This is a genomic window from Falcatimonas sp. MSJ-15 (genome assembly GCF_018918265.1).
In the GTDB taxonomy this organism is placed as follows: domain Bacteria; phylum Bacillota; class Clostridia; order Lachnospirales; family Lachnospiraceae; genus Falcatimonas.
Map to the genome: position 1 here is coordinate 1 of NZ_JAHLQC010000017.1, position 12,577 is coordinate 12,577.

At 33.1% G+C, this 12,577-nt stretch carries 7 protein-coding genes; 6 read left to right on the forward strand and 1 reads right to left on the reverse strand.

Annotation, left to right across the window (positions count from 1 at the left end):
* Positions 1-318: 318 nt before the first annotated feature.
* Together KQI85_RS12670 and KQI85_RS12675 are read left to right on the forward strand one after the other, a co-directional pair.
* Positions 319-2,730: a GH36-type glycosyl hydrolase domain-containing protein gene (locus KQI85_RS12670; RefSeq protein ID WP_216576449.1), complete on the forward strand. Its 2,412-nt coding sequence runs from the start codon at positions 319-321 to the stop codon at positions 2,728-2,730.
* A gap of 49 nt (positions 2,731-2,779) precedes the next feature.
* Entirely contained in the window at positions 2,780-5,488 is a 2,709-nt protein-coding gene (locus tag KQI85_RS12675; RefSeq protein WP_216576450.1) for a GH36-type glycosyl hydrolase domain-containing protein, read from the forward strand.
* Positions 5,489-5,696: 208 nt separating this feature from the next.
* On the opposite strand, the gene KQI85_RS12680 is transcribed toward KQI85_RS12675, so the two are convergent.
* Positions 5,697-6,437, reverse strand: coding sequence for an AraC family transcriptional regulator (locus KQI85_RS12680; RefSeq protein WP_216576451.1), 741 nt, complete (start codon positions 6,435-6,437; stop codon positions 5,697-5,699).
* Positions 6,438-6,662: 225 nt separating this feature from the next.
* On the opposite strand from KQI85_RS12680, the gene KQI85_RS12685 reads away from it, so the two are divergent.
* From KQI85_RS12685 to KQI85_RS12700, 4 genes are all read left to right on the forward strand, one after another.
* Positions 6,663-8,066, forward strand: coding sequence for an ABC transporter substrate-binding protein (locus KQI85_RS12685; protein WP_216576452.1), 1,404 nt, complete (start codon positions 6,663-6,665; stop codon positions 8,064-8,066).
* A gap of 206 nt (positions 8,067-8,272) precedes the next feature.
* Positions 8,273-9,235, forward strand: a complete 963-nt coding sequence (locus tag KQI85_RS12690) for a carbohydrate ABC transporter permease (RefSeq protein ID WP_216576453.1) — start codon at positions 8,273-8,275, stop codon at positions 9,233-9,235.
* The gene (locus tag KQI85_RS12695; RefSeq protein WP_216576454.1) at positions 9,235-10,083 is read left to right on the forward strand and encodes a carbohydrate ABC transporter permease; all 849 of its coding nucleotides are present in this window, start codon (positions 9,235-9,237) and stop codon (positions 10,081-10,083) included. The genes KQI85_RS12690 and KQI85_RS12695 overlap by 1 nt, the downstream gene beginning before the upstream one ends.
* A gap of 80 nt (positions 10,084-10,163) precedes the next feature.
* Positions 10,164-12,503, forward strand: coding sequence for a glycoside hydrolase family 3 N-terminal domain-containing protein (locus tag KQI85_RS12700; protein ID WP_216576455.1), 2,340 nt, complete (start codon positions 10,164-10,166; stop codon positions 12,501-12,503).
* The last annotated feature ends 74 nt before the right edge of the window (positions 12,504-12,577 follow it).

The following is a 12,577-nucleotide window of genomic DNA, read 5'->3' on the forward strand; positions in this document are numbered from 1 at the left end:
GTCTTTAATTTCTAGAAGATTTGATATAAAATTAGTATTAGGCATAAGCATTCTCCTTTGTTGATTATTTTGTGGTGATTTAATTATAACTTATGGGATTGTTTATGCCTATCTTTTTTTATAAAAATGAAAGGTTCTAAACTCTACCCCCAAGTAAAGTTTAGAACCTGTTTTTACAGTAGATAGTATGTAGTGAATTATTGAAAAAGTATAGGTCATGAATTTGATATTTTAAGAAAATATTTTATATATTGTAATGCTCCAAAAAGTTATATTATAAATGAAATGATTAAGAATAACAAGATTGGAGAGTTATATATGAGATATGGATATTTTGATGAAGTAAAAAAAGAATATGTTATTACAAGACCAGATACACCGGCACCTTGGGTTAATTACCTGGGATCTCCTGAATATGGAGCAATAGTATCTAACAATGCAGGTGGATATAGTTTTGCAAAATCTGGTGCGAATGGAAGAATATTAAGATATGTATTTAATCAATTTGATGAACCGGGAAGGTATATTTATATAAGAGATAATGAAAGTAAAGATTATTGGTCAGCTTCATGGCAGCCGGTTGGTAAAGATCTTAATGAATATGTAAGCGAATGTCATCATGGAACAGCATATAGTAAGATGGTTGCAGATTATAGTGAAATACATTCAGAAGTGCGATATTATGTACCTCTTAATCAGTCTTATGAAGTATGGAATCTTATAATTACTAACAAATCAGATAGAGTAAGAAAACTTAATATAACAGGATATGCTGAATTTACTAATAACAGCAATTATGAACAAGATCAGGTTAATCTTCAATATTCACAGTTTATTACAAAAACAGTATTTAAAGAGAACAGGGTTCGCCAGATGATACATGCTAATTTGGATAAAATAGAAAATGGCAGAGAGATAGATAGCAAAATAGTTGTTGATCGTTTCCTTGGACTTGCAGGACTAGAGGTAGCTTCATGGTGTGGTGACAAAGAGCAATTTGTTGGAAGATATCATAGATATTCTAATCCTTGTGGAGTTATAGAAGGCGAACTTAGTAATTCTGGTAATTATAATGGTAATTCTTGTGGAGCATTAACTGGAAGCATTGAACTTGCACCTGGTGAAACTAAAAAAATTGCATTTATAGTTGGAATGAAACCAGACTTAGAAGCTGAGAAAATAGTTAAGAGATATAATGATAATATTAATCTGTGTGATATGGAACTTGAAGAACTTATTACATACTGGCATGGACATCTTTCACATTTTCAGGTTGAGACACCTAGTGAAGAGTTTAATACAATGATAAATACATGGAATGCATATAATTGCTTTATGACATTTATATGGTCAAGAGCAGCATCTTTTACTTACTGTGGACTTCGTAACGGATATGGCTATCGTGATACCGTTCAAGATATACAGGGAGTGATTCATCTTGCACCAGATATGGCATTAGATAAGATAAGATTTATGTTATCAGCACAGGTTGATAATGGAGGAGGACTTCCATTAGTCAAATTTACACATAATCCTGGACATGAAGATACACCGGATGATGCTAGTTATGTGCAGGAGACAGGACATCCGCAGTATCGTGCAGATGATGCATTATGGTTATTTCCAACAGTTTATAAGTATATCGCTGAGACAGGTAATCTTGAGTTTATAGATGAAGTGATACCATTTGCTAATAGAGATGAAGCGACTGTATATGAACACCTTAAGAGAGCAATAGATTTTTCAGCCAATCATCTTGGTAAGCATGGAATGCCAGCGGGATTGTATGCTGATTGGAATGATTGTTTAAGACTTGGTAAAGATGGGGAATCAACATTTGTAGCATTACAATTCTATTATGCAATGACAATATTAAGAGAATTCGCAGAGTATAAAAAAGATAAAGAATATATAGAATATCTTAATAAAAAACAGGAAGAACTTGGAGAACTTATTAATAAATTGTGTTGGAATGAAGACAGGTTCGTAAGGGGCTATACAGAAAATGGCGAAATTATAGGAAAAAGAACAGATAGTGAGGCTAATATGTGGCTCAATCCGCAAAGCTTTTCAGTAATAAGTGGTCTTGCTACTAAAGAACAGGCTGATAAGGCACTTGATAATGTATATAATATACTTAATACAAAATATGGAGCTGTACTTATGGATCCACCATATCATGAGAATGCCTTTGATGGTGCACTGGCAGTTATATATAATGCAGGAACTAAGGAAAATGCAGGTATATTCTCACAGTCTCAGGGATGGATAATTCTTGCAGAGTCACTTATGGGACATGGAGAAAGAGCATTTACATATTTTATGGAAAATGCACCGGCAGCTCAGAATGATAATGCGGAAGTTAGAAAACTCGAACCATATTGTTATGGCCAGTTTACAGAAGGAAAAGCAAGTCCGAACTTTGGACGTTCACATGTGCATTGGCTTACAGGAACAGCATCTACGGTTATGGTAGGCTGCGTTGAAGGTATTCTTGGAATGAGACCTGATTTTTATGGACTTCGAATTGCCCCATCAATACCACAAGAATGGGAAAACTTAAAGATTAGTAAAGATTTTAGAGGAAAACATCTTAATATAACAATTAAGAATGAAGATCACAAAGAATCTGGTGTTGAAAAGATGATAGTCAATGGTGTAGAACTTGTAGATAATTATGTGAGAGAAGATATGCTTACAGATAATACAGAGATAGTTGTATATATGTAACTGATTAAAAGTTTGATTATTATAGTATGAGGAAGAAAGTTGGTTAAAAATGAGTAAAAAAATTACATTTATAGATAATAATGGCACGTTTACAATAGATAACCCGGAAAAATATAGTGGACTATATCTTCCTATGGCTGGTGAGCAAGGATTAAAGTCAGCTATAACACCAATGCTTGGTGGGGATGCGAAGACAGATCAGAATCATTTTCTTATGGAACCGGTAAGTATAGAAAATCTTCATAATAATCGTAGTACAAGAAATTTTTGGTGCGTATGTGATGAGTGTGCTTGGTCAGTATGTGGATCAAGCGCAACTCAGGAAGCAGAAAGATTTACTGCTAATATGGATGAGAGTAGATTAGAAGCTGGATTTATGTGGCAGAAACTTACAAGAATATCCAAAAAAAATGGGCTTAAAGCGGAAACAACATCATTTGTTACCGTCGATGGACTTATAGAAGTTATGAGAGTTAACATAACTAACATTAGTGAGAGCAATATAACTTTTAGACCTGTTGGAGCATATCCAATATATGGGAGAAGTGCAGATAATATAAGAGATCACAGACATGTAACATCACTTTTACACAGAATAGTTACTAATGAAAATGGTATAGTAGTAAAACCGGTGTTATCATTTGATGAGAGAGGACACCAACGCAATAATACAATGTATTTTGTATATGGTTTTTCAGGTGATGATAAAAAGCCACATAGTTATTATCCGACAGTGGATTCATATATTGGAGAAGGTGGAACATATACTAATCCTACTGCAATTAGAAATGTGATGTCAGATGTATCGGCTGGTGAGATGATTGAAGGAAAAGAAGCATTTGGTGGAATTAACTTTGATGAAACAGTTATAAGACCAAAAGAAGTTAAGACATATACGATAATTGCAGGAATAGCAGAGAATGAGAGTATGCTAAGTAGAATAGAGAAGAGATATCTGTCATCTTTTGAAATAGAAAAAGCATATGAGAAAGTTAGAGAATATTGGACTGATAAAGTAAATGTTACGTTTAGAACTGGAGATAGTGATATTGATAATTATCTTAAGTGGATATGCTTTCAACCGATTTTAAGAAGGATATATGGCTGTTCATTCCTTCCATATCATGACTATGGTAAAGGTGGGCGTGGCTGGAGAGATCTGTGGCAGGACTGCCTTGCATTACTGATTATGGAACCTTCTAATGTGCGAAGGATGATTGTAAGTAACTATGGTGGTGTGAGAATTGACGGAACTAACGCAACAATTATTGGAAGTGAGCCTGGAGAATTCATTGCAGATCGCAATAATATTGCAAGAGTATGGATGGATCATGCATATTGGCCTTTTTTAACAACAAGATTCTATATAGATCAAACTGGAGATATAGATGTTCTTTTTGAAAATACTACATATTTTAAAGACAAGCAGGTAATGAGAGGAACTCAGCATGATGATAAATGGAATGATAATTATGGTAATATGCAAAAAATTGCTAACGGTGACATATACCATGGAACTGTAATAGAACATATACTGTTACAGAATTTGTGTCAATTCTATGATGTTGGAGAACACAATGAGATGTATCTTCATGGAGCTGATTGGAATGATGCACTTGATATGGCATGGGATAATGGAGAGAGTGTTGCGTTTACATGTGCATATGCAGGCAATCTTAAGAGTATAGCACAGACTCTTGAAGAACTTGAGAGAATAAGTGGAATTAATAGGATTGAGATTATCAAAGAAGCGGAATATCTTCTTAAGGATAATGAGAAATTGTATGAGAATCCTTTTGAAAAAAAGAAACTCCTAGAAGAATATGCTAATCTATGCAGACACAATATAAGTGGAGAGAAGATTATTGTAAGAATTAGTCAATTAAGAGATAATCTTCTTCACAAAGCAGAGTGGTTAATGAAGAATATAAGAGAGCATGAGTGGATAGAGGAAACTGAGAATATCGGATGGTTTAATGGCTATTATGATAATAGTAAAAAGGCAGTTGAATACTATAAGACAGATGATGTCAGAATGATGCTCACAAGTCAGGTGTTTGCTATTATGAGTGGAACTGCAAGTGAGAAACAGATAGCATCAATATGTAAAAGTGCAGATAAGTATCTATATGATGAGAAAGCAGGTGGATATCGGCTTAATACCAATTTTAAAGAAGAGAAATTCGATTTTGGAAGAATGTTTGGCTTTGCATATGGAGAAAAAGAAAATGGTGCCGTATTCTCACATATGACAGTAATGTATGCTAATGCGTTATATAAGAGAGGCTTTGTTAAAGAAGGATATAAAGCTTTAAAAGCACTACTTGATGCTGCTAGAGATTTTGATAAAAGTGTAATGTATCCAGGACTTCCTGAATATTATAATAATAATGGGCGTGGAATGTATGCATATCTTACGGGAGCTGCAAGCTGGTATATGCTTACAATGATTACGCAAGTATATGGCGTAAGAGGTGAACTTGGCAATCTTGTCATTCAGCCAAAATTAATGCAGAATCAGTATGATAGTGAGAATAAAAGTGAACTGAAATTGTGTTTCGCAGAAAGAAAATTACGAATTATATTCCATAATGAGAATAATAACCGATGTGGCATCAAGACAGAAGACAATAATAGAAGTATAAGATGCGATATTGCAGGAGCAAAGATTATAGGTGATAAGATTGTAATAAACAGAGAACATATTAATAAATTCAGTAAAGATAATATGTATGATATTAATGTGTATATAGCATGATTTTGATACATATATGGTGATACAGGGTTACACATATAGTACAACGCTCATTTACATATTATATAATATAAAAACTGTATCATCAGGAAATATATAATACCTGATGATACAGTTTTTTGTACTTTCTATACATTGTAAGATATAAAAAACTATTATTATGTAATATCATAGTTATGTAATATTAACAGCATCTATATAATTTTGTATATTACCACATAGCTTTGTAATATTTGTCACGATACTTTTTAGGTGTAAGTCCGGTAAATTTTTCAAAAGTCTGTATAAAGTGACTTTGTGATGAAAATGAGAGATATGTGGATATATCAATAATAGATTTGTCCGAGTATTTTAATAGATGTGTAGCCTTCTCTATTTTTTTCTCACGAATGTAGTCGCTTATTGAGACACCAAGATTCTGTTTGAAGAGTCTTGAAAGATAACTTTCAGAAAGACCGGTATATTGAGCAAGTTCAGCAATAGTAATTCGTTCTTTTATATGAGAATATATATAATCGACACATTGTGTTATCGGTTTTGATATGATGTTATTCTTTTTTTTAAGAATCATTTTACCAGTGAAATCTTTAGCCATCTCATGATGAAGATCAGCAACCTGTCTTATAGTTGTACAGGAATCCATTTTGAGAATATAGAAGTCACTGAGTCTGTAAGCCTGTTCAGGTTCAAGACCTCCATCAATGCAATAACGTGTAAGCATAGCAGCTGTGACAACAAAATGATATTTCATATTATTTAGAGAGTTTCTAGAGAGAATTCCAGTTCCTTTAAGATCGATAAAAGCATCCTTTTTACAGTTTTCAATAACGTTGTCCATATCACCATTTTTTACTGCAGCATAGAATGAATATTCTACATCTGGTGCACGATGAAACAATTCAAGCTCACTATTTTTAAACTCTGTATTAACCCAATCTTTTGATAATGACATATAATGCACTCCTTTAAGTATAAAAATTGTTATTTTCGTAGATAACTTTGCAAGTTTTAAAATTATAATCCATAAAAATTGCATGAATTTATATGACTAATTAAGTCTGATTTTGTTTATTATATCATGAATTTAACATTTTTACAATTTATTTAGTATATTGAAGTGTCAAAATAAGATAATATATGACTATAAAAAATAATAAATCCAAGGGAGGAATTATCAATGAAGAGAAGAATAATTAGCACAGTGTTAACAGTTGCATTAGGAGCAACATTACTCGCAGGATGTGGAGAAGAAACATCAAATAATAGTCAGTCAGGAAATAATTCAAGTGATGTTAATTCATCAGCAGAAGAGGGGAAAATAATTAACATATACTCATGGAATGATGAATTTCGTACAAGACTTGAAGCAATATATCCGGAAGTCGAATCCACTTCAAAAGATGGAACGGTAACAACACTTAAAGATGGAACTGAGATTCATTGGATTGTTAATCCTAATCAGGACGGTGTATATCAGCAGAAGTTAGATGAGGCACTTGTTAATCAGAAGAGTGCATCAGCAGATGAAAAAGTAGATATATTCTTATCAGAAACGGACTATGTATTCAAATATACAGACAAGGATGCTAATGTAGCGATACCACTTAAGGATCTTGGGATTGATGTAGATGAAGCATTTGCAGATCAATATGATTTTACAAGAACGACTGCATCAGATGCTGATGGGGTTCAAAGAGGTTCAACATGGCAGTGCTGCCCAGGTCTTTTGGTATATAGAAGAGATATTGCAAAAGATGTCTTTGGAACAGATGATCCTGAGAAAGTTGCTGAAAAAACCAAAGATTGGGATACAATCAAAGCTACAGCTAAGGAACTAAAAGATAAAGGATACTACACTTTTTCATCATATGCAGATACATTCCGTCTATATGGAAATAGTATAAGTGATTCATGGGTTAAAGAAGGCTCAACAACAGTTAATGTAGATGAGAAAATTGTGAATTGGGTAAATGATTCAAAAGAATGGCTAGATGCAGGATATGTTGATTCTAATATAAAAGGTCAGTGGAATGACGATTGGAATAAGGCAATGGGATCTACTTCAAAAGTATTTGCATTTTTATTCCCAGCATGGGGAATTGACTTCACACTTGCACCAAATTGGGATGGAGAAGATGGCGCATGGGCTGTTACAACACCTCCACAGGAATATAATTGGGGTGGTTCATATATTCATGCAGCTACAGGAACAGATAATCCGGAACATGTAAAAGATATTATTCTTGCAATGACAGCTGACAAGGATAACCTGCTTAAGATTTCTAAGGATTATTCTGATTTCACAAATACTAAGTCAGGAATGAAAGAAGCAGCAACAGATGATACATTCGTATCTGACTTCCTCGGTGGACAGAATCCATTTGCTTACTTTGCACCTGTAGCTGAGAATATCAAGATTGCACCTCTTTCAGCATACGATCAGGGATGCGTAGAACTTATTCAGAACTCATTCAGTGATTATCTACAGGGTAATGTAACATTTGATAAAGCTAAGACTAACTTTGAAACAGCAATTATTGAACGTTATCCAGATATTACAGAAGTAGTATGGCCAAACTAATTAGATAATTAAAGATATACTAGATAACCAGAGATATGCATAGAGTTGAATAATCAGGATATTTCTGCCATATATTAAAATGGATATTTTTGATAATTATAAACAGAGATTTTAATAAAAGAGTAAATTTAATGTAATTATCAATTGGACTTTAGAACACATTTTGGTATATGGCAGGATGTTTAAGAATATAGGAAGGGATAGTTATGAAGAAAAGAAAAAAAGGAGTAGATTACTCAAAGTGGGGATATATTTTTATCCTTCCGTTTTTTATTACATATTTCATATTTTCGCTTATACCATTAGGTGATACGGTACGATTCAGTTTTTTTGAATATTTTCGTTCAGGAATAAAAGAAATAGGACCAAATTTTGTAGGAATGAAAAATTATGTCAGTTTGTTAAAATCAGATATGTTTACCTATGGGAAAAATACACTTATATTATGGGTTATAGGATTTATACCACAGATAGTTATAGCACTTATTTTAGCAAACTGGTTTACAGATACACGCTTAAAAATACATAAAAAACAGTTTTTTAAAGTAGTTATTTATTTGCCAAATCTTATTATGGCATCAGCATTTGCACTTTTGTTTTTTACACTTTTCTCTAATAGTGGACCTGTAAATTCAATATTACAATCAATGGGAATTATAAGTAAACCAATTGATTTTATGGGAAGTGTATTTGGAACAAGATCGCTTATAGGACTTATGAACTTCCTTATGTGGTTTGGTAATACAACAATAATGCTTATGGCAGCAATAATGGGAATTAGTATCGATATATTTGAAGCATCAGATCTTGATGGATGTAATAGTTTTCAGAGATTTTTCTATATTACATTACCTATGATAAGACCGATTCTTGCATATACACTTATAACATCAATTATTGGTGGACTTCAGATGTTTGATGTACCACAGATATTGACTAATGGACAGGGTAATCCTGACAGAACTTCAATGACACTTATAATGTTCCTTAATAACCATCTTAAGAGTAATAACTATGGTATGGCTGGTGCATTATCAGTTTACTTGTTTATAATTAGTGGAATTTTGTGTTTTATAGTATATAGAATGACTAATGATAATGATCCGGATGGAAGCAAAAAAGCAGCAAAAGAAGCTAAAAAACGTGCAAAGAGGGAGGCGCACAGATAATGAAAAAATCAGGTACAGGAAGAAAGGTAAGAACAGTTGTAGCCCATATTGTATTAATATTATTATCATTTTTGTGCTTATTCTTTTTCTTTATATTAATAATCAATTCAACAAGATCACATGCCCAATTACAAAAAGGTTTTTCGTTTATACCTGGCGGACACTTTATAGATAATTTAAAAAATGTTGCCAATGATGGAACATTTCCGATGTTTCGTGGAATATTAAACAGCCTTATAATATCAACAAGTTCAGCAATTCTTTGTACATATTTCTCATCACTTACAGCGTATGGGTTATATGCATATAATTTTAAATTAAGAAAAGCTGCATTTACATTCATAATGGCAATACTTGTTATGCCAACACAGGTAACAGCGATGGGATTCTTAAGACTTATTACAAAACTTGGTCTTTATGATACATGGGTTCCGCTTATACTTCCATCAATAGCATCACCTGCCGTATTCTATTTTATGTATAGTTATCTTCAGTCATCACTTCCAATATCACTTGTCGAAGCGGCTAGAATTGATGGTTCGAATGAATTTAAGACATTTAATAAGATTGTTATTCCAATAATGAAACCTGCAATAGCAGTTCAGGCAATATTTACATTTGTTGGTTCATGGAATAATTACTTTGTACCGGCACTTATTATTCAGACCAAAAAGAAGATGACAGTACCAATTCTTATAGCAACACTTAGAGGTGCTGATTATATGAATTTTGATATGGGCAAGATATATATGATGATAATGGTAGCAATTGTTCCAATTATCATGGTATATCTTCTTTTGTCAAAGTATATTATTGCAGGTGTTACACTCGGTGGTGTAAAGGAATAGGAAGATTATATGATAGGCAATTGTGAAGATCTATTTTTACAACTGCCTATTATTGAGTTTTGTTGAGAGGAATAAATGATATGGTAAGAAAAGAATATACAGGTACTATTAATAAAAGAATGTCAGAATGTGAAATTAAAAACGATAAGATTGCATATGAAATATCTAAAGAGTGCATAGTTTTATTGAAGAATGATGGGATTCTTCCACTTGATAAGAATGAAAAATTAGCATTATTAGGATGTGGAGCAGATAGGACAGTTAAAGGCGGAATAGGTTCAGGTGATGTTAATAATCGTTATAATATATCAATCTATAAAGGGATGAAGGATAAAGGGTTTAATATTATAAGTGAAGCATGGATTAAGGATTATGACGTGATATATGATAATGCAAGAAAAGAATGGAAAGATACTGTACTTAGTGAAGCTAAAAAAGTTAATAATCCATTTGATGCTTATGCAGAGAATCCTTTTGGAATGCCAGATGGAAGAATAATTACAGAGGAAGATATACAAGGTATTGATAAAGCGTTATATGTTATAAGCAGAATATCAGGAGAAGGACGAGACAGACGCAAGGAAAGAGGAGATTATTATCTGTCAAAAAAGGAAGAGGAAGATATAAAGTTTCTTGACAGTCATAATGTAAAGATTATCCTTGTTATTAATTCGGGCGGACCGGTTGAGATTACTGATATTATTGACATAACGCAGAATATATCAGCAGTATTGTATATGTCACAGTTAGGACAGCAAGGTGGCAATGCTGTTGCAGATATTTTGTCAGGTGAGATTAATCCATCCGGTAGACTTACATCTACATGGGGAAGAAGATATAATGATTATCCTGGAGCAGCCACTTTTGGATACTTAGATGGTAATGTTACGGAAGATACTTATGATGAAGGAATATTTGTTGGATATAGATATTTTGATAAGATGCATATTACACCATTATATCCATTTGGTTTTGGATTGTCATATACAGAGTTTGATATACAGTTCATTGATATGAAGCATACAGATGAAACTATGCAATTGAAATTTAAAGTAACTAATATAGGTAATAGATATTCTGGTAAGGAAGTGATTCAAGTCTATGCAAAACTACCTTCTTATGGAGAAGAAAAGGAAGAAAAGAGACTTGTAGCATATGCTAAGACGGATGAACTAAAATGTAATGAATCGCAATATATAGTAGTAGCATTTACAGAAAAAGAGCTTGCATCTTATGATGAACGACAAAAAATATGGTACATACAAAATGGAAATTATGAGATTTACGTTGGTAATAGCAGTGATTCGCTTGATAAGATATTCACATTGCAAAAAGATTATGAGATTATAGAAGATATATCAAAATGCCATAATGAAGTACAACAAGTGAAATCGGAAATTATCAATGAAATACCGGCAGAAGAACTTGTAGATCTGTTATATGGATATGTATCAGATAATGCAGGAACACTTGGTGCATCCGGAATAAGAGTTCCTGGTTCGGCAGGTGAGACTACATCAAAATATCAAAAAGAATATGGTATACAACCACTTATAATGGCTGACGGACCTGCAGGAATTCGTCTGCATATGCAATATGAAGTAGACAGAATAAGTGGAGATGTATATGGTAAGAGCGTACTTGGAGCACTTGAGAATGGATATCTTGAGCCATTTGAACAACACGATAATACAGATGTATACTATCAATATTGTACAGCGTTTCCGGTTGGCGTTGCTATTGCGCAGACATGGAATAGAGAATTGCAGGAAGCATTTGGAAAAGCAGTAGCAACAGAGATGCAGACATTTGGTATACATCTGTGGCTTGCTCCAGGTATGAATATACAACGCAATCCGCTATGTGGTCGTAATTTTGAATACTATTCTGAAGATCCATATCTTACAGGTGAGACAGCACTTGCAGTAGTGAAAGGTGTTCAAAGCAAACATGGATGCGGAGCTACAATCAAACATTTTGCATGCAACAATCAGGAAGATAGTAGAATGGAAGTTAATGTAAATGTATCTGAAAGAGCACTCAGAGAGATATATCTTAGAGGATTTGAGATTGTAGTGAAGAAAGGCAGTCCAAAAGCAGTGATGACATCATATAATCTTATTAATGGTGAGCATACTGCCAATAGTAGATGGTTGTGCAATGATATCTTGAGAAAAGAATGGCAGTTTGATGGTGTTGTTATGTCGGACTGGAATACAACTATTCCTGATAATGGTAGTAAATCATATATTTGTATTAAGGCAGGCAATGATCTTATTATGCCAGGTAATATAAAAGATAAAGAAGATATCTTAAAAGCTTATAGGGCGGGTAAGCTTAGTGAAGAAGAGATAAAGAGAAGTGCAGGCAGAATTATAAAACTAACATATGAATTAACTGAAAAATATGAAAACCTATAGGTGATTATTGTAAACTAAATATAAGAAACAAACGATATAACATATCATATATATTGTTTATGCTAATACTGTCA

What these genes read in the sequence shown, in the direction of transcription:
- KQI85_RS12690 (WP_216576453.1), top strand. Translation starts at nt 8,273, where the DNA reads ATGAAGAAAAGAAAAAAAGGAGTAGATTACTCAAAGTGGGGATATATT.
- KQI85_RS12685 (WP_216576452.1), top strand. Translation starts at nt 6,663, where the DNA reads ATGAAGAGAAGAATAATTAGCACAGTGTTAACAGTTGCATTAGGAGCA.
- KQI85_RS12695 (WP_216576454.1), top strand. Translation starts at nt 9,235, where the DNA reads ATGAAAAAATCAGGTACAGGAAGAAAGGTAAGAACAGTTGTAGCCCAT.
- KQI85_RS12675 (WP_216576450.1), top strand. Translation starts at nt 2,780, where the DNA reads ATGAGTAAAAAAATTACATTTATAGATAATAATGGCACGTTTACAATA.
- KQI85_RS12680 (WP_216576451.1), bottom strand. Translation starts at nt 6,437, where the DNA reads ATGTCATTATCAAAAGATTGGGTTAATACAGAGTTTAAAAATAGTGAG.
- KQI85_RS12670 (WP_216576449.1), top strand. Translation starts at nt 319, where the DNA reads ATGAGATATGGATATTTTGATGAAGTAAAAAAAGAATATGTTATTACA.
- KQI85_RS12700 (WP_216576455.1), top strand. Translation starts at nt 10,164, where the DNA reads ATGGTAAGAAAAGAATATACAGGTACTATTAATAAAAGAATGTCAGAA.